General features: G+C 59.3%; 19 protein-coding genes. 8 read left to right on the forward strand and 11 right to left on the reverse strand.

Annotated features, from left to right (window positions below):
• Window positions 1–113: 113 nt before the first annotated feature.
• Both CPY51_RS04340 and CPY51_RS04345 read left to right on the forward strand, forming a co-directional pair.
• Window positions 114–1,172 (forward strand): glycosyltransferase family 8 protein, encoded by a 1,059-nt coding sequence (locus tag CPY51_RS04340; RefSeq protein WP_111158820.1) that lies wholly within the window; start codon window positions 114–116, stop codon window positions 1,170–1,172.
• A gap of 108 nt (window positions 1,173–1,280) precedes the next feature.
• The gene (locus tag CPY51_RS04345; protein ID WP_111158821.1) at window positions 1,281–2,030 is read left to right on the forward strand and encodes a glycosyltransferase family 25 protein; all 750 of its coding nucleotides are present in this window, start codon (window positions 1,281–1,283) and stop codon (window positions 2,028–2,030) included.
• 141 nt (window positions 2,031–2,171) lie between these two features.
• Here the strand turns inward: CPY51_RS04345 and CPY51_RS04350 are convergent, their stop codons facing one another.
• Complete coding sequence (locus CPY51_RS04350) at window positions 2,172–2,426, reverse strand: DUF2934 domain-containing protein (RefSeq protein ID WP_111158822.1); 255 nt, start codon at window positions 2,424–2,426, stop codon at window positions 2,172–2,174.
• 116 nt (window positions 2,427–2,542) lie between these two features.
• Between CPY51_RS04350 and CPY51_RS04355 the strand changes: the two genes are divergently transcribed.
• The 4 genes from CPY51_RS04355 (at window position 2,543) to CPY51_RS04365 (ending at window position 4,969) form a co-directional block, all read left to right on the forward strand.
• Window positions 2,543–2,830, forward strand: coding sequence for a hypothetical protein (locus tag CPY51_RS04355; RefSeq protein WP_111158823.1), 288 nt, complete (start codon window positions 2,543–2,545; stop codon window positions 2,828–2,830).
• 149 nt (window positions 2,831–2,979) lie between these two features.
• Window positions 2,980–3,978, forward strand: a complete 999-nt coding sequence (locus CPY51_RS04360; protein WP_111158824.1) for a Tim44 domain-containing protein — start codon at window positions 2,980–2,982, stop codon at window positions 3,976–3,978.
• A gap of 169 nt (window positions 3,979–4,147) precedes the next feature.
• Window positions 4,148–4,288, forward strand: a complete 141-nt coding sequence (locus tag CPY51_RS32715; RefSeq protein WP_195909422.1) for a hypothetical protein — start codon at window positions 4,148–4,150, stop codon at window positions 4,286–4,288.
• A 471-nt stretch (window positions 4,289–4,759) separates the two neighbouring features.
• Window positions 4,760–4,969 (forward strand): cold-shock protein, encoded by a 210-nt coding sequence (locus CPY51_RS04365; RefSeq protein ID WP_111158825.1) that lies wholly within the window; start codon window positions 4,760–4,762, stop codon window positions 4,967–4,969.
• 114 nt (window positions 4,970–5,083) lie between these two features.
• On the opposite strand, the gene CPY51_RS04370 is transcribed toward CPY51_RS04365, so the two are convergent.
• The 5 genes from CPY51_RS04370 to CPY51_RS04390 form a co-directional block, all read right to left on the reverse strand.
• Window positions 5,084–7,024, reverse strand: coding sequence for a DEAD/DEAH box helicase (locus tag CPY51_RS04370; protein WP_111158826.1), 1,941 nt, complete (start codon window positions 7,022–7,024; stop codon window positions 5,084–5,086).
• Window positions 7,025–7,251: 227 nt separating this feature from the next.
• A complete protein-coding gene (locus CPY51_RS04375) occupies window positions 7,252–7,551 on the reverse strand; it encodes a DUF6074 family protein (protein ID WP_111158827.1) in 300 nt (99 codons plus the stop codon).
• A gap of 102 nt (window positions 7,552–7,653) precedes the next feature.
• A complete protein-coding gene (locus CPY51_RS04380; RefSeq protein ID WP_111158828.1) occupies window positions 7,654–9,408 on the reverse strand; it encodes a cation:proton antiporter domain-containing protein in 1,755 nt (584 codons plus the stop codon).
• A gap of 97 nt (window positions 9,409–9,505) precedes the next feature.
• A complete protein-coding gene (locus tag CPY51_RS04385; protein ID WP_111158829.1) occupies window positions 9,506–10,786 on the reverse strand; it encodes a DUF763 domain-containing protein in 1,281 nt (426 codons plus the stop codon).
• 127 nt (window positions 10,787–10,913) lie between these two features.
• Window positions 10,914–12,701, reverse strand: coding sequence for a trimethylamine N-oxide permease (locus CPY51_RS04390; RefSeq protein ID WP_111158830.1), 1,788 nt, complete (start codon window positions 12,699–12,701; stop codon window positions 10,914–10,916).
• 266 nt (window positions 12,702–12,967) lie between these two features.
• On the opposite strand from CPY51_RS04390, the gene CPY51_RS04395 reads away from it, so the two are divergent.
• Window positions 12,968–15,328, forward strand: a complete 2,361-nt coding sequence (locus tag CPY51_RS04395) for a trimethylamine N-oxide demethylase (protein WP_195909423.1) — start codon at window positions 12,968–12,970, stop codon at window positions 15,326–15,328.
• Window positions 15,329–15,459: 131 nt separating this feature from the next.
• On the opposite strand, the gene CPY51_RS04400 is transcribed toward CPY51_RS04395, so the two are convergent.
• Genes CPY51_RS04400 through CPY51_RS04420 form a run of 5 tightly spaced genes read right to left on the reverse strand, consistent with a single transcriptional unit; the run spans window position 15,460 to window position 20,654 of the window.
• Complete coding sequence (locus tag CPY51_RS04400; protein WP_111158832.1) at window positions 15,460–16,797, reverse strand: NAD(P)-binding domain-containing protein; 1,338 nt, start codon at window positions 16,795–16,797, stop codon at window positions 15,460–15,462.
• 44 nt (window positions 16,798–16,841) lie between these two features.
• Window positions 16,842–17,882 carry a heme-dependent oxidative N-demethylase family protein gene (locus CPY51_RS04405; protein WP_111158909.1) on the reverse strand — a complete coding sequence of 347 codons (1,041 nt, stop codon included), beginning with the start codon at window positions 17,880–17,882 and terminating at the stop codon, window positions 16,842–16,844.
• Between the two features lie 58 nt (window positions 17,883–17,940).
• Entirely contained in the window at window positions 17,941–18,906 is a 966-nt protein-coding gene (locus CPY51_RS04410) for a PDR/VanB family oxidoreductase (RefSeq protein ID WP_111158833.1), read from the reverse strand.
• Window positions 18,903–19,508 carry a dimethylamine monooxygenase subunit DmmA family protein gene (locus tag CPY51_RS04415; protein ID WP_111158834.1) on the reverse strand — a complete coding sequence of 202 codons (606 nt, stop codon included), beginning with the start codon at window positions 19,506–19,508 and terminating at the stop codon, window positions 18,903–18,905. The genes CPY51_RS04410 and CPY51_RS04415 overlap by 4 nt, the downstream gene beginning before the upstream one ends.
• Before the next feature lie 12 nt (window positions 19,509–19,520).
• The gene (locus CPY51_RS04420) at window positions 19,521–20,654 is read right to left on the reverse strand and encodes an aminomethyl transferase family protein (RefSeq protein ID WP_111158835.1); all 1,134 of its coding nucleotides are present in this window, start codon (window positions 20,652–20,654) and stop codon (window positions 19,521–19,523) included.
• A 223-nt stretch (window positions 20,655–20,877) separates the two neighbouring features.
• On the opposite strand from CPY51_RS04420, the gene CPY51_RS04425 reads away from it, so the two are divergent.
• Window positions 20,878–21,093: a hypothetical protein gene (locus CPY51_RS04425; protein ID WP_111158836.1), complete on the forward strand. Its 216-nt coding sequence runs from the start codon at window positions 20,878–20,880 to the stop codon at window positions 21,091–21,093.
• The last annotated feature ends 294 nt before the right edge of the window (window positions 21,094–21,387 follow it).

Consider the following 21,387-nt stretch of genomic DNA (forward strand, 5'->3'; position numbering starts at 1 on the left):
CACGAACCTGCGCGCCCAAAAAGGCCGGCTTGGGAAACTCTTTGTCTGCTGATGCCAGGAACAAAACTGGTGGCAGTCGATGAAATGCTGGGCCACGGGCCATCGGAGCATGAATGGACCAGTCTTTCAGCTATAGTCCTTTTGGATCTCTGGGTGTGGTCGCCTGTGCCGATGCAAGAATGCTTGCCGCGGCTTGCTGTGCTTTGCTATCGGTCCACGACAATCTGAGCACTGCGAAGGCAAGGCTGTTTCTCCTGGCCATAGATGTGGACGAAAGCCAGGTCGTCGATATCGAGAATTTTGCGCGGCACCATTCGATCAACATCGAGCTGCTGCGCGACTCGTCTCCCGCGGCCGATGGAGCCGCACTCGGGCGCTGGTCACGCGCCACACTCGCCAGGCTTTACCTAGACCTCAACATTCCCTGGTCGATCGAACGGCTTCTCTACATCGATGCCGATGCTATCGCTGTCTCGGGGCTCGAGGCTCTGTTCAATACCGATCTCAAAGGCAAACCGCTGGGAGCGGTCGACGATTACCTCATGCCCTTTTCAAAAAAGATCGAACGCCGTCAGGAAAAGATCGGGATGCGTGCGGGCGCGCGCTATTTCAATGCCGGCGTCCTTCTTTTCGATTGGCAAAAATGCCTGGAACTGGGCCTTATGAAAGACGCCAGAGACACCTTCGAGGCGCAACCGGAAATGTTCGACGCGCACGACCAGGATGCGCTGAACATCGCCTTCGAGGACAATTGGCTGGCGTTGGACCCGCGATGGAACACCCAGACCGGTATCCTGCCCTTCGTTGAGAAGCCGGGAATACGCCATTTCACTGGCCGCAGGAAACCGTGGCACGCCACCGTTCCCTGGGTGCATCGAAAGATGAAGCCATATTATACAAATCTCCTGCGCGACACGCGATGGGCCGAGTTTTGTCAAAAATCCGCTCTCCTCTCGCAAGTCGGGAGCTTCGCATCGGACTGCTTTACGAAGCTGACGACACGCTCGAAAACCGCAAAGGTGCGCGAATATTTCAGTGCCGCGGCGCTTGGTAACACGCGAGGCGGAGTGGTTTCGCTGGTAAACGCGACGATGAACGCAAATGGTAGCGAGCTGGCGAGCGAGGAGGCTGGTCGATCTCGGCGGCGTGGGTCGCGTCAATCGGCAACTTGACCACGAGGCAACTCGGCAATGCTCGCGCAAATAAAAGCTTGATCCAATTTTCTGCCAATGCGAAGGCATTCTGTCGCCAAGCTCAGGCGTTGAAGAAGATCAGTGCAGATGCCCTCGAAATCATTACCGGTCTACGTTATCAATATTGATCGCAGCTACCGTCATTTTGTCGATATTCTTGGCCAGGCCGCAGAGGCTGCGGTGACGGTGGAGCGGGTCAACGGCATTGACGGTTCCTTCACACCTCGCGAGACCTGGGTCGACGTCGACCACAACAAATTCGTCCGCCGTCACGGCAGAACCATCCTGCCCGGAGAATATGGCTGCTATCGCAGCCATCTCATGGCGCTCCGGCGGATTCTGGAAAGCAACTGCGAGGCGGCCATCATCGTCGAAGACGATGTGTCTCTGGAAGCGGATCTGCCCGCAAGAGCGAGAGCATTGATGACAGCGCTTCCGCGCGCGGAGGTTATCAAGCTGATGAACCATCGCTGGTCGGGATTTCGGCCGCTCGCCATATCAGCCGAAGGCGATCTGGTCGGCCGTTGCCTTTTTGGGCCTCAGGGATCGGCCGCCGGCTATATCGTCACTCGAACCGGTGCTGAAAAGCTGCTGACATCGTTGCGCGTCATGTCGTTGCCCTTCGACGTTGCGCTTGAGCGCGGCTGGGACATGCGACTGGCGATCTTTTCGACCGGCAGCAACATACTGAAATTCGACAGTGCTCGCAGCTCGACGCTGATTGGCACACGCAGCGACTATCGCGCCGTCAAGCTTCGGCCGATGGGGCGGCTTCGGGCCTATCTTTTCCGCACTGGCGAGCTTTTCCGGCGATTGATTTTCGTGTTGCGGTACTGATCTGAAATACAGCGCGGCGCCGCTTTGCCGCGAACGCCTGACGCGATGCATCGAGCCATATGGCCGTGATGTCATTCAAATGGATAAAAGACCGCTCGGTGAGGACGACGACGACCGGGTTTGAAATCAATTCAACACTGTTCAAAAAGCCTTGCGCGTCTGCTTTGCAATAGCTCGCCGGTCGTCGGTATTCGAGGCACGCAACAGGCGGCTCGTGGGTGCGCTCAGCTTCGACAGAACTTCGCTGCCGTCTGCTGAGGCCTTTGTGCGCTCCAGCCGCTCGAATTCATTGGAGGCCTGTACCCAATGTTCGAAATCACGGCCATCCCGACGACCGTCGGATTCCCACAGGGCGTAGGCACGTTGGCTAATCCAGTCTTGCTTGGAACGGTTCATGACGACCTCTGGTGCTTGAAGGAGACGCTCGATATTTCGCTCTAACGTCGGGAATTCGAAGCAGTTCCAGCCGACGGGAAATGTTGCTTTTCCGGTCCCCGGCTCCGGACAATCGGATGAATTTGAAACTTTTCCGTTCCTTACGTGTTCGTTTGCTAATCGGCTCCTTCGGCGAAGGGGCGAGCAATCGCGACAGAGTTAAGGAGACGCTAATGGAAGAAAGACCAAGGGCGAAATATTCGAAGGAGGAAAAGCGGTTGCAGGCGGAGAACGCGACCCTCGTAGCTGCAGCCGAAGCTGCAACCGCCAAGAAGGCCCGGGACGCAAAAACGGCCCGGCTGCGGGAGTTGCGACTGGCTAAGGAACGGGAAGATAAGGGCAACGGCAAACGGGAGAAAAAATAGGTGGTAGACCCGTGGGGTGTTCGCTGCCCGTCAGCCGCTCTCCAGTGTTCGCGGGCTCAATTCTCAAGAATTGCAGCAGAACTTAAAACTGTGAGGGTATACGCCTATATAGAGGATCAGACGTCCAATCGCCCCTGACAGGAAAACCAATGCCCACTGTTTCGCGTTTCGCTCAATCGGCCTTCATATTTGTTTTCGGCTTGGCGGCCTCGTTTGCGACCTTGGACGATGCGCAGGCGCGGCGTGCAGGCGGAGGCGGGTTTGGGAGCCGGGGCACGCGGACATATTCAGCTCCACCGATCACACGAACTGCGCCAACCGAGGCGGCTCCGATCGAGCGTTCGATGACGCCACAGCAGACTGCGCCTCAGATGGCACCGCAACCGGGCATCAATGCCCCGCGTCCCGGATTTTTCAGCGGTTTTGGGCGCTCCATGATTGGTGGCCTGGTGGTGGGCGGCCTTTTCGGTATGCTCCTTGGACAGGGCTTTGGCGGCGGCTTCGGCTTTCTCGGCATGCTGCTGCAGATATTGTTGATCCTCGGCGCCCTTATGTGGGCGGTCCGGTTCTTCGCCAGCCGGTCCCGGTCGAGCACGGCGGCTGCAAGCCCGCACAACTCCTTTGGTGGCGCACCGCCAGCCCATACCTCGTTCCGCATCCCGACGATCGGCGCCTCAGCTGGCTCTTCAGCTCCAAGGAGCGCTCGCGCGCCTGACGAGATCGGAATAGGGCAGACTGATCTCGACCGTTTCGAACAGCTTCTGACTGAGATCCAGACCGCATATGGAGCCGAGGACTATGGCGCCATGCGGGCGCTCACGACACCGGAAGCGATGTCCTACCTTGCAGAGGAGCTTGGCGAGAACGCCACCAACGGGGTTCGCAACAAGGTTTCGAACGTCCACCTGCTACAGGGCGACGTCGCTGAGGCCTGGCACGAAGACAATGCAGACTACGCGACCTTGGCGATGCGCTATTCAAGCATCGACGCAATGCTAGATCGCACCACCGGCCGGCTTGTCGACGGCGACGACCGCAATCCGACCGAGGCAACCGAGCTTTGGACCTTCCTCAGAAAGCCGGGTTCCGATTGGAAGTTGTCAGCCATCCAGGGCACGGACGTCCGCAGGCGCGAGTTAGGCAGGTAGTGGGGCGGCGAGCTGCCCCGTTCATCTTACATAAGCCTCAATTGATGCGGACAAATTGATATCGGCTTTGGCCAGCTTGGCTCATCGCGGCGTCAGAGGTTTTCGAGCCGCCAAACTCTCCGTGTCCGACACATCAGCTTATTTCGAATTGTAAGATAGGGAGATCGTCATGGCTAAAGGACAGGTACGCGGCAACCGCGAAACACGAAAGCCGAAAAAGGACAAGGCCGAAAAGTCCGTCTCATCGGTGGGCTCGCAAGTCAAGCTTGCTGAAAGCGGGCTGAAGCTCGGCAAGAAGGACAAGAGCTAACGCTCGATCCAGTTTCAGTTCTCCTACAAGGTCTGGAAGATCCACGATCGGGTTTTCCAGACGCTGCTGCGATCTTGAGCAATGCGAGTCGCGGCTGCGCCGATTGGTTCGTCATTTGCAACATATGAACAAAAAGCCGGCTCAGAATCGTGATCGCCTGACGAAAAAGAACGTGGCGCCCCGCCCAGACCCGATTTGATCCCAAATCATTGAAAAAGGCTCACATTCTTATAACGTGGGGCCTATGTTCGAGGCCTTGGAGGCAGCGCATCCCTTTGCAGGATTGCAGCAATGCGGAAACCATCTTGCTCTCGCCGGTTAAATCCCTATTTTCATGAGCGTCGATTTTGATGAATTGTGTTCGATGCAAAGCTCCAAAGCGTGCCTGTGACCAACCTCCTCGCAATATCGATCAATCGAGCCGTCTGAAAGCGGCTTTCATTCGACGCCAAAATTAAAGGGAGAGCGCTCATGCCCTCAGGCACAGTTAAGTGGTTCAACAGCACCAAGGGTTTCGGCTTTATCGAGCAGGATGGTGGCGGACCTGATATTTTCGTCCACATCAGCGCTGTCGAGCGTTCGGGCCTCGGCTCCTTGAAGGATGGCCAGAAGGTCAGCTTCGAAGTCGTGCAGGACAAGCGTTCCGGCAAGTCGTCGGCTGATCAGCTGCGCGCGCTCTAGTCGATCGCTTCGCCGACCGGTTCATCCGCGTCGCCGATCTGAATGAAAGAGGCCGGGGGTCGCCCGGCCTCTTTTTCATCGAACTATACTTGGCCTGAACGGCGGTCGCCGAGCCTATTGCGGGCGCTTCTTAAAGCTGTTGCCCTTGGGCTTGCCGGCACCGGCGTAGTTGCTGTCCTTCTTGAAGTCGGGCTTGCCCGCCTTCTTTGCCCAGGGCTTTGTATCCGTCCACGGCTTCTTATCCCCGGGCTCTGCCATCTTTTCTGCAAGCGTCAGGCCGCGCTCGGCTTTCCGCTCGAATTTCTGTGGCGATTTTTCGTCGTTCCGTGGTGGCCTGGCATCGTCGCGAGGGGGGCGCGGCTTGTCAGCAAACGATCTCTTCGGCGCTCCGCCATCTACATTTCCGCGCGAAAGATCCGGAGTGCCCTCGAGAGGTTTGACGCGGATGCCCTTTTCCAGCGTCTTGTTCGGCCCGATTGCCGCGAGGAAGCGTGCCGCACCGTCGGCTGAAAACTCGACATAGGTCTCGTCAGGCTGCATCTTGATCGCGCCGATATCACGCTTCGTCAAATCGCCGTAGCGGCAGATCATCGGGATCAGCCAGCGGGGCTCGGCACTTTGCTTGCGGCCGACCGAGAGCGACACCCAGACGCCGTCCGTGAAATCCGCGCGGGCCGCCGGGCCATCCTCGCGGGGCGCTGCAAATTCGTCGCGACGCACGCGTTTGCCCGCATCGGGAACTGCCACATCAAGCAGATCTTCCGGAGCGGAATGACCGGCTCGGTACTGGCGAAGGAATGCTGCTGCGACCTGCTGCGGGGGGTGACGCTCCAGAAGCTGACGGATGAAATCCTGCTCCTCCTCGCCAATAACCTCGGTCAGGACGGGATCGGCGAGCAGTCGCTCGTCGTCTCGAGCATTGACATCGTCAGCGGAAGGGGGCTTTGCCCATGTCGCGCTGATACGCGCGCTTTCAAGCAGCCGTTCTGCACGACGACGACCGCTGGTCGGGACGATCAAGGCGCTGACGCCCTTGCGACCGGCGCGGCCCGTGCGGCCGCTGCGATGCAGAAGCGTATCGGGATTGGTCGGCAGGTCGGCGTGGATCACCAGGTCGAGGCCTGGCAGGTCGATGCCGCGAGCAGCAACATCGGTCGCGATGCAGACGCGGGCGCGACCGTCGCGCATGGCCTGAAGCGCATGCGTACGCTCGTTCTGGCTGAGTTCGCCGGAAAGCGCCACGACGGAGAAACCGCGATTGTTGAAGCGGGACGTCAGATGATTGACGGCTGCGCGTGTCGAGCAGAAGACGATAGCATTTTGCGCCTCGTAATAGCGCAAGACGTTGATGATCGCGTTTTCGCGATCCGTTCCGGCCACGGTCAGGGCTCGGTACTCGATGTCGACATGCTGCTTTTCTTCAGACGTCGTGCTGATGCGCACGGCGTCACGCTGGTAACTTTTGGCAAGCGTCGCGATCGACCGCGGCACGGTTGCCGAAAACATCAGTGTGCGGCGCTCGGCAGGCGACGCCTCGAGAATGAATTCGAGATCCTCGCGGAAGCCGAGGTCGAGCATCTCGTCCGCCTCGTCGAGAACGACCGCCTTGAGCGCCGAAATGTCGAGCGAGCGGCGTCGAATGTGGTCGCAAAGCCGTCCGGGCGTTCCGACGACGATGTGGGCACCGCGATCCAGCACACGTCGCTCACTGCGCATGTCCATGCCGCCGACGCAAGAAGCGATGATCGCGCCCGTCAACTCAAACAGCCATTCCAGCTCACGCTTGACCTGAAGCGCCAGCTCGCGGGTCGGCGCGATGACGAGGGCCATGGGCGCACCCGCGGCAGCGAAGCGATCCTTGCCGCCAAGCAACGTCGGAGCCAGCGCCAGGCCGAATGCAACGGTCTTGCCGGAGCCTGTCTGCGCCGAAACAAGCGCATCGGCGCCGTCCAGCTTCGGGTCGAGCATCTGCTTTTGCACCGGCGTCAGCGCTTCGTAACCGCGTTTTTTCAACGCCTCGGCAATCGCCGGAACGATCCCTTCGAACTCAGTCATGTCTTGTCTTTCGGAATTCGGTTTTCGCGCGCCGGACTACTGTTAAAAATCGGGCAGGCACAGATCACCGCGGCCAACACGTCGCGGGCCTGTTCATGGCCGCGCTACATACTCGCTTCACTCGGAAAAGTACAGAGCAGCGTGCCATTGGCGGCGGAGTTTGGTGATGAAATCAGGCGGATTGCGCCGAGCGAGTGCGAACCGGCTAAGTTTGGCGTTTGCGATCTCTATCGCTGCATCGTTTCTGCAGGCCGTTCGGACTGGTGGAGACGCATCATTGCACCCTGGACGTGGTCCTGAAATTCCATGATCTGCTCACGCATTTCAGCATCGGGAAAGCCGAGCGCCAGCAATTCGTCGGCTAGCGTCCGGCACTGGGCCCGCCAATAGAGAAGGGCAGCTTCGCCCTGCTTGCCGTCAAGCTCCTTGGCGCAACGCTCGATCAGCCTCGTGCGACCCGCCAGGGGAAACGCGACGACCCGGCCATGCGTAGCCGCGGAAGGAAGGTCTTGAAATGCGGCAGTCATCGATTCGTTCTCCTAAGCGTCATCCTTCTCTACAGAGATTGTGATTAATGCTTCGTATCCAAGCCGCGGGGATTGCAGCGGCGGAGCATGAAATGTGGTCAATCAGCCCTGCCCCGTCGTCCCTGTGTTCATCTGACGTGCAACGTTCATTTCGGATCTTTCCCTGGCAAGGTCACTGACGGCGGCACGCAACGCCGGATGCCGCGCCATGAAGATGTTGAAGTCACGACGTTCGAGGACCAGGAATTGGCAGAAGTCAACGGCGACGACATCGGCCGTGCGCCGCCCGCCGGTCAGCAGCGCCATCTCGCCGAAGAACGAGCCGGCCGACAGACGAACGGCCCCGTTCTCCAATTGAACCTCGACCGCGCCCGAGGCGATGAAATACATCCCGTCACCCCGGTCGCCGACACGGACCACGCGCTCGCCGGGGGACGCCGATTTTGGACGGAACAGTAAAAGCAGTTCTTCCTGCGAATGCTCGTCAACCTCGGCGAACATCGGGAAGGTCTCCGTCAGCTGCTGGATTTCGAGCTGATGCTGGCGGTCCCTCTCTTCGCTGGCGATCCGGTTGTTCTCCAGTTCCAGGACGAGCGCTTCCTGCCTTCGGCGGCCGTGGCTCTCCGACAACGCCGGCCATTTGGCACAGAAGCGCTTCCGCATTGCCTCCATTGCCATGAAAAACGGGGGATTGACGGTGATCGACAGAATGGCTGCGGCAAGAATGACATCCTGACCCTCGCGCGGCAGCAGGCCGAGCGAAACGCCGAGGCTGGCGAGAATGAATGAAAATTCACCGATCTGGGCAAGCCCGCCGGCCACGGTGAAGCTCAATCCGATCGGATAGCGCAACAGGAAAACGATACAAAAGGAAATAATGGATTTGCCGACGATGATCAGCGCCAGTGCGCCGATGACCGCGACAGGATTGCGGACGAGAATTGTCGGATCGAACAGCATCCCGACCGAGACGAAGAACAGCACCGAAAATGCATTCTGCAAGGGAAGAGAGTCCGCTGCGGCCCTGTGACTTAGATTGGATTCACTCATAACCACGCCGGCGAAAAAGGCACCGAGCGCAAAGGAAACGCCGAAGATTGCGGTCGCGCCGAATGCAATGCCGAGCGCGATGGCAAGCACCGACAGTGTGAAGAGCTCCCGCGAGCCAGTGCGGGCAATCACAGTGAGCAGCCACGGAACGACCCTTGGCCCAAGTACGATGGCTATAATCGCGAAAGCGATGACCTTGATCAACGTCAGGCCGACCGTCAGCCCGATCTGCATGCCATCCACGTTGGCAACCGGACCAACCGCGCCTTCCGCGTGTCCTCCAAGGGCTTCCGCTAGCGCCGGCAGGAGAACCAGGGCGAGAACCGTCGCCAGATCCTCGACGATGAGCCAGCCAACCGCAACCCGCCCCTCGACGGCATCGACAAGATTGTGCTCCTCCAGCGTTTTTAGGAGAACGACTGTGCTGGCAACGGACAGGCTGAGGCCGAACACGACGCCCGCCCCGAGCGACCATCCCCACATCCAGCAGAGGCCGGCGCCGAGAAGTGTTGCAAGGATTATCTGAATGATGGCGCCGGGAACAGCGATGCCGCGAACCGCAAGAAGGTCGGATGTCGAAAAATGCAGACCCACGCCGAACATCAGCAGGATGACGCCCATTTCAGCCAGCTGGCCCGCGAGATCGCTATCGGCAACGAAGCCTGGTGTGAAGTGGCCGATCACGATGCCTGCGACAAGGTAGCCGACGAGCGGCGGTAGGCGGATTCGATCCGCCAGATAGCCGAATACCGCTGAGAATACAAAGCTGATGGCAACGGTCGCTATCAATCCGACTTCGTGGTTCACGACTGCCGTTCCATTTCTTCGCCCCTGCTGAATGAGGGCCCAAGGCTAGCATCGTGCAGCTGGCGAAGTCTACCGGTGAGGAGGCGATCTAATCGGGCTACTCCTTGCGCGGCCGCTTTTCTGCGAGGGGAGCGTCCGTCGGCGTTTCCCAGCCGAATACGCTGCGGCCGCCGAATGACGCCGAATTCTCGAATTCGCCTGCCACGATTTCGTTTAGGTCCGGACCCGTCACATATCGCTCCAGGTGACGCGACTGGTCGTCAAGCCGCCTCAGCGCCTCCAACTCCTCCGTCTGCCCGAGCCTGCCCCTTTGCACCGCCGACTTCATGACCCGGATGGTTTCGTCATAGACTTTCAGCGGGACCGGAAAAGGATGGCGGTCCTTGCCGCCGTGGGCAAGCGAGAAGCGCGCGGGGTCGGAAAAACGGCAAGGCGCGCCATGGACAACCTCCGCAACCATCGCCAATGCTTTGATGGTGCGCGCTCCGACGCCGGGGACAAGCAGCAGCTGTTCGAAATCCTCCGGTCCGCGATCGGCCGCCGCCGCCAGATTGCCGTGCAGCCGCCGCATGATCACATCGGTTTCCCTGACATCGTGATGTGCCGGCATGACCAGATAGGGAAGCATCGGTTGATCCGACGGCTTGGTGGCGACCGGTTGCGAATGCAAAACCTCCAGCGCCGCAGCCTCGCGTGCAATCCTGTCGGGACCGAGCGTCGCAAGCAGGTCCAACTGGCCTTTCCGGGAGACGTCTGCCCGGCGGTCGGCAAGATTGATGATCTGCCCCTGCCCTCGCCCTTCGATGGCAGCGTGAGGCTGGTCGACAAAGCTCTTCAGTCCTTCCGATATCCAGTGATAGCGCCGCGCCTGCCGGCGGTCGCCGTTCATGCCCTGCTGCACCACCACCCACCGGCCGTCATCCGTCACAATGAAGCCATGCAGATAGAGATCGAAGCCGTCCTGAACCGCCGCGCTGTCGACCTTGGCAACAAGCCGGCTGGCAGTCGCCATAGCCTTGCCGTCAATGCCGACGCGATCTCCGATTGCCATCAGCTCGCCCGGCGTCTTTCGGGACTGGGCGCCGCGCCCGCCGCAAACGTGAATACCCAGCTCGCCGGAGAGAGGCGTTAGCCCCCGCTTGAGGGCGCCCAGCACGCTTGTCGTGATGCCGGAGGAGTGCCAATCCATGCCCATGACGGCGCCAAAGGACTGGAACCAAAAAGGATGGGCCAAACGACGGAGGAATTCGTCGCGGCCATAGTGATGAACGATCGCTTCGGTGATGACGGAGCCGAGCCGGGTCATCCGGTCGCCGAGCCACTTCGGCACCCGACCGCCATGCAGCGGTAAATCGGCGCTGCCAGATCTCAGGCTCATCGGTTGCGGTTCCCTTCAGTCAGCTTGCAAATCATCGCTCACTTATAGCGCCTTCGCAGGGCGGCGGGAACCTCGTGCGGGCCAAGCAGGGCCGGCGAATCTCTCCACCGGCCCGACCATATCGACTTCAGGCCGGCAACTGGAAGATCACGTTTGCGGCGAGCACGACCGCAAGACCGCCTGCAAGCGCGACGTAGGGCAGAATGCCGGCTTTCTTGACGCCGAGATCCTGGCCTACCAGGCCGAGATCGTCCATCGCTCCTTCCGGGAATTTGCCACCGTCACGAACGAAATGGCGATAGGCGAAGACGGGCAGGATGAGCGCGGCGAAAATGAAGCCGACCCACAAGGCGTTGGAATAGCCCCAGACCTTGGCACCAGCGCCGAGGAACAACGCGTTGACGAAGGCCAGAACCGTGTTGAGGCCGATCAGCCAGGTCGGCGCCTTCCACGGCCGCTCGACATGACCGCTGTCCATGCGGTGGATCCAGCCGGCGTTGAGATTGAGAAAGTTGAAGATGATGTAGCCGACGTTGGAAACGGCAAGCACGAAGAAATATCCGGCAACGTCGGACGCGATCGCAAGCAAGATGAGGTTGAAGGCGAAATCCGTCCACATGGCGCGGGTCGGGGCCCCGTGTTCGTTGACGTGATCGAGATATCTCGGCAGCCAACCGTCCTTGGACCCCTGGTAAAGGGTGCGCGAGGAGCCAGCCATTGCCGTCATGATCGCAAGGATCAGCGCCATGATCATCAGGACGACCAGAAGCTGGGTCACAATCTTGCCGCCGTGGACAAGCCCGGCCAGCGCTTCGGCAACACCCGATCCATCGACGATGCCGGGGGCGAGCATGCCGGCGTGGCCGAGCACTCCCTGGAAGGTGAAGGGGATCAGGAAGAAGAACAGGCAGCAGAGAAGGCCCGAATAGAAGATCGCTTTGAATGTGTCGGTCTTCGGGTTCTTCAGCTCACGCGTATAGCAGACAGCCGTTTCGAAGCCGTATGTGGACCATGCGGCAATATAGAGACCGCCCAGGAACAGCGTCCAGCCACCATTGCTCCAGGTACCATCCGTGCCGGCATAGGCGGCCGTCGGCGGCAGGAGGTTGGTGACGTTGGCCATGTCGATCTGGCCGCTGAAGATCGGGAAGAGGCCAATGATAAGCAGCGGTACGAGAACGATGATCGCCAGCCACTTCTGCACGCTTGCGGTACCGAGAATGCCACGATGCTGGATCGCGAAAATAATCAGCATCAGGATGCCGCCGATGACAAAGGTGGCGTTGAGGCTGGCTTTTGCAAGGAACGGAATGTCGAAGGTGATCAGCGACCAGTTGCGGATCGCCGGCGTAAAGGCTGCAACGCCATCTGCCGAAAGCAGCGCGGTAACCGCGTCCTGCGGGGTCTTGCCGGCGTTTGCCGCAAGCCATTCCGCGACACGCGGACTGTCGGCGGTGACGCTTGCCGCATGGGCACTGATCCAATCGATGACCATCTGACTGTCGGCGGCCGGAATGGGAAAGAGCGAGTTGAGAATGTAGCCCGCGGCGATGGCGCAGCCGAGGGACAGAACCGGCGACCAGGCAAACCAATTGCACCAGACCGAGAGTGGCGCGATGAACTTCGAATAGCGCAACCAGGCGGTGGCGCCGTAGACGGAGGCGCCGCCGGACTTGTTGGCGAACATGCCGGCAATCTCGGCATAGGTAAAGGATTGCAGGAACCCCATGACCATGGAGATGATCCAGACCACGAAAGCAAGCTTGCCCGTCGTCCCGGCGATACCGCCGATCGAGAACAGGACAAGCGGCGGAACGCCGGCGGCCACCCAGAAGGCGCCCTTCCAATCCAACGAGCGGATCAACCCGCCGCTTGACGCGGCTTCGGACCCTTCCGACTCAACGATAGCTACCATTAGCAGTCTCCTCGACCAGTTTGCCGTATCGCGCGGTATGCGCGTTCCCTTATGTTTTTGTTGATCGCTTCGGTGCTTTTCCTGGGTGGGAAGCGTCATCAAACTGCCTCTCGCCCGGTTCCCCTTTTTAGGCTCTTTTTAACCGTCGCTTATTCTCATAGTGAATTTTTTTTCTTAAGGGTCAAGTCCGTCTTTGTTTCTCATCTGCATTTCGAGTGATATAAGAGCAGGAAAATCAGGCAACACGCCGTTCGCTGGAGGATAAGATGCCCGATTCCACAATCGTTCTGCAGCCGCCGGCCGCGAGCAAGATATATCGGCCCGGTCTGGCAGCGCTCGGGTCTGGCGTCGAGCGTTACCGCGTCAAGGGCCGTGGCTCGGTGGTCGTCAAGGTCGGTGTGGGTGACGTTGTCACCATCAAGGACGTCGAGGGTTGCCAGCTCTGCGAGGTGAGCTTCGTCGATGGCAATGGCAGGTTCAATTCGGCTGGTCTGGGTGTTTCGCTTTCGCGTCCCGCATTCGCACTTCAGGACATTCTATCGACCGACGTTGAAAGCGCGCAACGGACGCTTTCGGCGCTGAAGCGCCGCGGCGTCGATCTTGCGACAGCAACCGCACTCACGCTTTTCGGGGAGACTTCCTCGCCCGGCTCTTCCGCAGAGACGACGATTGCACTGGACGGGTTGCTGATCGTGTCTGCCCCCGGCGCACCAATGGATGCCGGCCTTCAGAACACGGCGACGGCAATCGAGTTCAGGGTCGCGCGCGCGCGTCGGATCCGCACCTACGAAGAGCAGCTTCCCGAGCCTATGAGCGATCCGCTGCAGGACTTGCGGGTCAAGGCTGCAACCGCGTCAGCCTATTTCGTCCGGGCAGGAGAATTCGTCCAGATCATCGACGTTGCCGGCCGGCAATGTACCGACTTCCAGGCCTTTGCGGCCCGCAAGGTCGACAAGGGCCTCGACCGGGCACTTGACGCGACCGTCACGCGCACCCTGCTTGGCCGCAGCTATCCAACACCGGGCCTGCCGTCCAAGGGTTTCGACCGAGACTTCGAGCCGCTGGTCGAGATCGTTCAGGACACGGTCGGCCGGCACGATGCCTTCGCAACCGCCTGCAATTCCCGGTACTACGATGACATGGGTTATCCGGGCCATGTCAATTGCACCGACAATTTCAACGAAGCGCTTTCCCCTTACGGCATTGCGCCGCGCAAGGGCTGGGAAGCGATCAACTATTTCTACAACACCAATATCGACCACCAGAACCAGCTTTATCTCGACGAGCCGTGGTCGCGTCCCGGCGACTTTGTGCTGATGCGGGCATTGACCGACCTCGTCTGCGTGTCCTCCTCCTGCCCGGACGATATCGACGCCGCCAACGGTTGGGATCCGACAGATATCCATATCCGCACCTATTCCGCAGAGCAGAAATTCTCACGAGCAGTGGCAACCAGAATGACCCCGGATGCAGAACCCGAAATGACCCAGGAAACCGCCTTTCATCCGCGTCTTTCGGCCATGACGCGAAACTACGCCGAATACCGGGGCTACTGGCTACCGAACCGGTTCAACAATGATGGCACGATCGAGGAATATTGGGCCTGCCGCGAGCGTGCGGTCGTCATTGATCTATCGCCGCTTAGAAAATTCGAGGTGACGGGGCCGGATGCAGAAGCGCTGCTGCAATATTGCCTGACCCGCGATATTTGCAAACTGTCGCCAGGCCAGGTCGTCTACACCGCGATGTGCTACGAAAACGGCGGCATGATCGACGACGGTACAGTCTTCCGTCTGGCTCAAAACAATTTCCGATGGATTGGGGGCGACGATTTTTCCGGCGTCTGGCTGCGCCAGCAGGCCGAGAAGATGGGTTACAAGGCCTGGGTCCGCTCATCGACGGACCAGATGCACAATATTGCGGTGCAGGGCCCGAAAAGCCGCGAGATCATCAAGGAAATCATATGGACATCACCGGCCCAGCCGGCGATCGGCGAGCTCGAATGGTTCCGTTTCGCCGTCGGCCGGATCGGTCATTTCGAGGGCGCACCGGTGGTCGTTTCCCGTACCGGCTATACCGGTGAACTCGGCTACGAGATCTTCTGCCATCCGAAGGACGCGTTGACCGTTTTCGACGCCGTCTGGGAAGCCGGACAGAAACACGGGATCAAGCCCATGGGGCTCGAAGCGCTCGACATGGTGCGCATCGAGGCCGGCCTCATCTTCGCTCATTACGAATTTTCCGACCAGACCGATCCGTTCGAAGCAGGCATCGGCTTCACCGTGCCGCTCAAGTCGAAGACCGAGGATTTCATCGGCCGCGACGCCCTGATCAAGCGCAAGGAGAACCCACGTTACAAGCTCGTCGGCCTCGATATCGATGCCAACGAAGCGGTTGGCCACGGCGATACCGTCCACATCGGCAGGGCGCAGATCGGCGTCGTCACAAGCGCCACCCGCTCGCCCCTATTGAAGAAGACGATCGCATTGGCAAGGCTGGACGTGTTGCATTCGGATGTCGGCACCGAAGTCGAAATCGGCAAGCTCGACGGCCAGCAGAAACGCCTGCCGGCAAGGGTTGTGCCGTTCGCGCACTATGATCCGCAGAAGCTGAAACCTCGGTCTTGAGCACGCAAGCCCTACCTTTACCTCCCCTTTGATGGGGGAGGTCGCAGCGGAGTTGCGGGTGACCCTTGGTTGGCACAAGAGATCACCCACCAAGGTGCTTCCGACCCTCCCCATCTAGGGGAGGGTGAACCTCAGTTCTTCAAATAAGCTTCCTTGGTGTCGTCCATCGCTTCCAGCCATGGCGTGTGGTGCTTTGGCGCCATGTTACCGGTCATCAGGGAGCGATAGCCGTTATCGCGAAAGCCCATGATGCTTTCGACCTTGTGATGCTCCCACTCCATAAAGGTGCGGTTGATGCCTTCGATGTCGAAGTTGGGGTAATCCGTTTCCTCGAGCAGTTCCTTCACATAGTCGCCTTGGAACCAGATCATCTGTTCTGCATCTTCCAATCCATCCTCGCGGGTCCGCCAGGCGTCGAAATGGGCCTTCATCGCGGCGGCATCGGGCAATTTGATGCGGCCAAGAATGACGTCTCGGGCATACCAGGCCTGGGCGTCGAACATGTTGAACGTATAGAACTGATCCTGCATGCCGATATAGAAAAGCTGCGGATTCTTCTCGTAGACCACGCCCTTGTAAAGGTCGTCGGCCCACAGGCGATTGGCCGTCTTGAGGCGGAGGCTGTCCGGCAGGAACGGGAAATGGTGCAGATAGCCGGTACAAAGGATCAGCGCGTCGACCTCCTTCGTCGTGCCGTCCTTGAAATGCGCAATCTTGTTGTCGAGTTTCTGCAGCAAGGGCCGCTCCTCGAAGCGCTCCGGCCAGGTAAAGCCGATCGGCTTGCTGCGATAGCTGACGGTGACCGACTTGGCGCCGTATTTCCAGCACTGCGAGCCGATGTCCTCGGCCGAATAGCTGCGGCCGACGATCAGGATGTCCTTGTCCTTGAATTCAAGCGCATCGCGGAAGTCGTGCGAATGGAGCACACGGCCGCCGAAGGTCGATACGCCTTCGAAGTACGGCACATTCGGGGTGGAGAAGTGACCGCTTGCAACGACGACATAGTCGAAAAGCTCGTCATACATCCGGTCGTTGACCCGATCATGCGCAGTGACTGTGAATTTCTTTGTGGCGTCGTCGAAGGTCACCATGCGGACCGGCGTGCTGAAGCGCACCCAGTCGCGGACATTGGCTTTTTCCACCCGGCCCTTGATGTAATCCCAAAGAACGGCGCGCGGAGGATAGGAGGCGATCGGCTTGCCGAAATGCTCCTCGAACGAATAGTCGGCGAATTCCAGGCATTCCTTCGGACCGTTGGACCAGAGATATCGATACATGCTGCCGTGCACCGGCTCGCCATATTCGTCGAGGCCTGTGCGCCAGGTGTAATTCCAGAGCCCCCCCCAGTCGGCCTGCTTCTCGAAGCAGACGACCTCGGGAATGTCGGCGCCCTTTTGCGCAGCCGATTGAAACGCTCTCAATTGAGCAAGGCCAGACGGCCCTGCGCCGATCACGGCAACTCTTGTCATTCCAGTTCCCTCTTATTTTGATTTGGATTCCTCGACGCGGCAGATCAGTCCGGAAAAATCCCCGGGCTCGTCGGCAGGCCGTCATCATATTTCTTGAGCCAGTCGATCGCCATCTGACGATATCGCGTCATGCCCTTGTAATCGGCAATCTCGTCCGGCAGCGTGGCAAGCACGCGCGGCAGCCGCCGCCCCCACTTCGCAACGGTCACCAGTTCGTTGAGGCTGATCAGGTAGCATCGGATGACGAACAGGATGCCGTTCGAGCGAGGCAGGCGCCAGAGGCTCTGGAGCTCGACGCGGAGGTGCAGCTTGTCGCCGATATTCTCCGGCGTCACCGTCAGGCGATCCGGTCCCCACTTGTGATAATTCTCAGGGCTGGTGTCGAGCCTTGGATTGATGGTCATCGTCCAGTTCAACCGGCGCGTCGGCTTGCCCTGCTGCAGGTTGAGAAGAAACTTCAGCGCCCGGTCAAACACGCCGATCTGATGGGCAAGCGGCACCGGGCCGTGCCATTCCATGAAGTTCATGCCGATATCGAAATCGAGCGACCAGTCAGCCTGGGTGGTCACCATGCCAGCATCCATCCAGAGGTTGCCGTCGCGCTGGTCTACGATGCAGAAATCGCCCTGTGCCTGGCGGGTGATGTATTCCATTGGCGGATAGGGCAAGGTCGATGGATCGCCGAATGTGAACGCGTCGTCGATGCCAAGTGGCCGGTTGATCCAGCGCCATTGGTCGCCGTTTTTCGTCAGCGAGAAATGCTCCGGATAGTCCTGCGCCTGATGCTCCATCAGAAGCTCCAGCGTATCCCATTGCGCCGTCATCATGTGCGGCAGCGCCTGGCAGCGCAGCGGATCTTCCTTCAGTACGAGCGCGCGGTCATGCATCTCGGCGACATAGTGTTCGTCGACGTCGATCAGGTTTTCGAAGACGCTTGCTTTCGCACCTTTGACATGTGGCTCCATGTTGACCGCGTACATGTACTTGTCCTGGTCGAATGGAAATGGAAAACGCCGAATGTTTTCCGGGCTATTGCGGAAGGTGAAATCGTCCCGAAACGTCTCTTGCCTGAATTTGATGGTCATCTCTTCGGTCCTTGCCAATGCCTTCGGGCTAATGTCTTCGCGCTCAACGTCTTCCACATCAAAGTTGCAGTACGAGTTGCTGCCCCTTGAAGCGCGAAACGCAGATCATGATCTTGCCGCCCGCGGCCTTTTCCTCGTCGGAGAGGTAGATGTCATTGTGTTCGATATCGCCATCGCAGGAAAGTACCGCCGTTTCGCATTGGCCGCAGGCGCCACCACGGCACATGTAGGGCGCATCGCAGCCTGCAGCCTCGACAGCTTCCAGGATGCTCTGATGCTCGCCGACCGTGATCGACATTCCCGAGCGCTCGAGCATGATCTTGAACGGCAAGCCTGCAGGAGGCGCCAGAAACCGTTCGGCGTGCAGGTTCTGTTTCGGCCAGCCGGCCTCAAGCGCCGTCAGCAGCACGCCGTCGATCATCCCCGACGGACCACAGACGTAGAGATGCGTACCGAGCGGTTGGTTCTCGACGATGCGCGCCACGGGAATGAGGCTCTTTTCCTCGTCGCAATAGATCTTGATCCGCCGGGGGCCGTAGCGATCCAGAAGATCTTTCCAGAATGCACCATGGTCACGCGAGCGGATGGCGTAGTGCAGTTCGAAAGCCATGTTGTCCCGGCTGAACTGCTCCATCATCGCCAGAAACGGCGTAATGCCTATGCCGCCGGCAATGAGAATATGCTTGCGGCCGCGGTGATCGACCGGAAACAGGTTGACCGGCTGGCTGATCGTCAGCAGGTCGCCCGCCCGTACCGCGTCATGGAGGAAGTGCGAGCCGCCGCGGGAGTTGGCGACGCGCAGCACGCTGATTTCATAGGCAGAGGTATCGTCCGGCGCCGACATCAACGAGTAAGGGTTGCGACGAAGCAAGCCGCTGTCGTTCATCGAAACGACCACATGCGAGCCGCCCGAAAACACCGGCATCGGCCCCCCGTCGGCCCGCTCAAGACGGAATGTCTTCACCGCTGCGGCTACTTGCGTCACCGACGCTACGCGTACCGCCATTTCCGTGTTCAGGCTCAAGGGAATATCTCCTCAGGCTCAGGCGCGGTGCCCGGTTCCTCGGCATCTATGTTGACGCCCTGGAACGCGCCAAGACGGCGGGAGTAGTGGTCGCGAACCAGCAGCGGCAGGCCGCAATGCGTGCAAATGACGGGGCTGGTCGTGACGTTGTCGGTGATGCCCTTGCAGTGGACGCACTGGACGCGGCGCGCCAGCGAGCCGCGGTGCTCTGTCTTCAACGAATTGAAATCGACACCGAAATTCAGCGCCACCTGGACGATCTGCCCGATGAAGCCTTCGGTTCCGGAGATGTAGATCCGAGTGCCCATGTTTGCGCCCTCGAGACAGGCGCGAAGGCGAAATATCAACGGCTGCAGCGTTGGAGCCTTCCAGAAGACGTCGGCCTCCAGAGCGCCAAGTGCCTGATCGTGATTCCGAGCGACCGAACCTGACGGAAGATAGAGAATTTCTGTCTTCTTCAGGAAGTCGCCGTCGTCTGAACCTGCCCGCTCCATCAGCGCCAGCGCCCCCTCGCCTTCCAGGACGAACAGGTGCCGTTTGGCGTGCGGGTCGATGTCGATACCCTTGTATTCCGGTCTGCTCTTGATTCCTGCCACCAACATTCAGCCTGCCCCTCAACCCTGCGCCGTTCGCTTCTTCTTTTGCGGATCGTCGAAGGTAATGGTGTGGGCGATTGCCGAGGCGTTCACAGTCTTGCCCTTGACCTCGAGCTTGGCACCTTGAACCGCGTGTTCGACGTCAACTCGCATGATCGCCATCGAACGATTGGTGAGTTTCGAGTAAGACGGGCACGTGATCACACCGACCTTGCGGCCGTCGGCCCAGACCTCGTCTCCAAGATCGGTCGGGCCGTCCGCGTCGACCAGCAGCCCGAAGATCTTGAAGCGTTCCTTGCCTTTGAGGCGGGCATGTTCTTCGGCGCCGCGGAAGCCAGTCTTTCCCGGACTGACGGTGAAATCAAGGCCGAGTTCCCAAAGGCTGTCGCCCGGCTGCTCGTTGGCGAAGGGATACATCTGCGAATTGTCGTAGGGATAAAACAACAGGTAGCTTTCGACCCGGAGCATGTCGAGAACGCTGAAGCAGCAGGGGATGATCCCCATTTCCTTGCCCTCGTGGAGGATGCGATCCCAGACCATCCCGGCATCCTGGCCGCGCACGAAAAGCTCGTAGCCGCGCTCGCCGGTATAGCCGGTCCGCGAGATCATCACGGGGACGCCGAACAGGGTCGTCTGCATGTGATGGAAATATTTGAGCTCGCGAATTCCAGGCACGTATTTCGCCAGGAATTCGACGGCGAGCGGTCCCTGGAGCGACAGATCGTGAAGATCGTCATCAAACAGCACGGCGCAATTGCGCCCCTGCGCCTGCTTGGTGATTTCCTCGTGACCGGTTCCGGAGCCATGAACCAGCATCCAGGAATTCGGTCCGGTACGATACACAATGCAGTCATCGGTAAAGTGACCGCGGTCGTTCAGCATGCAGGCATAGACCGACTTGCCGGGATAGACCTTCGTCATATCGCGGGTCGTGATGTATTCGAGTATGGCAATTGCATGCGGGCCGACGAGGTGGACTTTCTTCAGGCCGGACACATCCATCAGCCCCGCTTTCGTGCGGACTGCTATGTGCTCTTCGTAGATATCCTTGTCATAGGTCCAGGCGGTTCCCATGCCGCTCCAGTCCTCGAGGTTCGAACCGAGTGCCCGATGCCTGTCTGCAAGGGCGGAAAATCGCCAACTCAAAGCCATGTCATTCCCCTTGGATATTTCACTATGTGGAAATAATTATTCCTGAGTATATGAGTGTTTTCTCGAACAGCAAGCCCGCAGACTGCTTTTTGAACATTGTTGTCGCTGTTTTCGATGGCGACTGATTTGGTGCGGAAAACCAGCTTTTTGATAGTAACGTTAACGGTTCATCAATCATAAAAGATTCGCTTGTCTGCAAATGCAAACTCGTCAATTTAGCCTCATGAAACAGATACATTCACCCAAATCCAGTCCCGGCAACATCGAACGCGCCCGCGAATGCGAAGAAGCTCTCGATATTGCCTTCAAGGAACTGCTTGAGCGCGCTGCGGCTGCGGGATGGCAGGAGGCCGAAGTGGCCCTCGTCCTTGCCGACATCGCTGACGCCCATGTCATGGACGTCGCAAAACGACGCAAACAGGCCGAAACATACAACTAGCATATGTCTCAAAATGGCACACGCAACCCAGTTGGATGTCGCCTAGGACCAAGCCTTCAAATGATGGGATGAGACATCGTGTCGCCAGAAATGGCGGCGCGATCTCGGCCGGTGAGCCGGCGACCCTTCGCAGGTATCGGAACAAAAAAAGCCCGGTGCGGGAGGAGGTGCACCGGGCTCTTGATAATGACCGACAACCTGGGAGGAGGAGTGTTGTCAGTCGGGACGAAGCGCCTCGGGAGGAGTTGAAACGCTTCGATAACCATAAGATAGTGCTGCGATGCCGGTGCCGCA

Origin of the sequence: Arminella tubonensis, from assembly GCF_003240585.1 — a bacterium.
Lineage (GTDB): Bacteria > Pseudomonadota > Alphaproteobacteria > Rhizobiales > Rhizobiaceae > Rhizobium > Rhizobium tubonense.

What these genes read in the sequence shown, in the direction of transcription:
- CPY51_RS32715 (WP_195909422.1), top strand. Translation starts at nt 4,148, where the DNA reads ATGGCTAAAGGACAGGTACGCGGCAACCGCGAAACACGAAAGCCGAAA.
- CPY51_RS04390 (WP_111158830.1), bottom strand. Translation starts at nt 12,701, where the DNA reads ATGGTAGCTATCGTTGAGTCGGAAGGGTCCGAAGCCGCGTCAAGCGGC.
- CPY51_RS04375 (WP_111158827.1), bottom strand. Translation starts at nt 7,551, where the DNA reads ATGACTGCCGCATTTCAAGACCTTCCTTCCGCGGCTACGCATGGCCGG.
- CPY51_RS04365 (WP_111158825.1), top strand. Translation starts at nt 4,760, where the DNA reads ATGCCCTCAGGCACAGTTAAGTGGTTCAACAGCACCAAGGGTTTCGGC.
- CPY51_RS04395 (WP_195909423.1), top strand. Translation starts at nt 12,968, where the DNA reads ATGCCCGATTCCACAATCGTTCTGCAGCCGCCGGCCGCGAGCAAGATA.
- CPY51_RS04370 (WP_111158826.1), bottom strand. Translation starts at nt 7,024, where the DNA reads ATGACTGAGTTCGAAGGGATCGTTCCGGCGATTGCCGAGGCGTTGAAA.
- CPY51_RS04340 (WP_111158820.1), top strand. Translation starts at nt 114, where the DNA reads ATGGACCAGTCTTTCAGCTATAGTCCTTTTGGATCTCTGGGTGTGGTC.
- CPY51_RS04425 (WP_111158836.1), top strand. Translation starts at nt 20,878, where the DNA reads ATGAAACAGATACATTCACCCAAATCCAGTCCCGGCAACATCGAACGC.
- CPY51_RS04400 (WP_111158832.1), bottom strand. Translation starts at nt 16,797, where the DNA reads ATGACAAGAGTTGCCGTGATCGGCGCAGGGCCGTCTGGCCTTGCTCAA.
- CPY51_RS04385 (WP_111158829.1), bottom strand. Translation starts at nt 10,786, where the DNA reads ATGAGCCTGAGATCTGGCAGCGCCGATTTACCGCTGCATGGCGGTCGG.
- CPY51_RS04420 (WP_111158835.1), bottom strand. Translation starts at nt 20,654, where the DNA reads ATGGCTTTGAGTTGGCGATTTTCCGCCCTTGCAGACAGGCATCGGGCA.
- CPY51_RS04415 (WP_111158834.1), bottom strand. Translation starts at nt 19,508, where the DNA reads ATGTTGGTGGCAGGAATCAAGAGCAGACCGGAATACAAGGGTATCGAC.
- CPY51_RS04355 (WP_111158823.1), top strand. Translation starts at nt 2,543, where the DNA reads ATGAATTTGAAACTTTTCCGTTCCTTACGTGTTCGTTTGCTAATCGGC.
- CPY51_RS04345 (WP_111158821.1), top strand. Translation starts at nt 1,281, where the DNA reads ATGCCCTCGAAATCATTACCGGTCTACGTTATCAATATTGATCGCAGC.
- CPY51_RS04360 (WP_111158824.1), top strand. Translation starts at nt 2,980, where the DNA reads ATGCCCACTGTTTCGCGTTTCGCTCAATCGGCCTTCATATTTGTTTTC.
- CPY51_RS04405 (WP_111158909.1), bottom strand. Translation starts at nt 17,882, where the DNA reads ATGACCATCAAATTCAGGCAAGAGACGTTTCGGGACGATTTCACCTTC.
- CPY51_RS04350 (WP_111158822.1), bottom strand. Translation starts at nt 2,426, where the DNA reads ATGAACCGTTCCAAGCAAGACTGGATTAGCCAACGTGCCTACGCCCTG.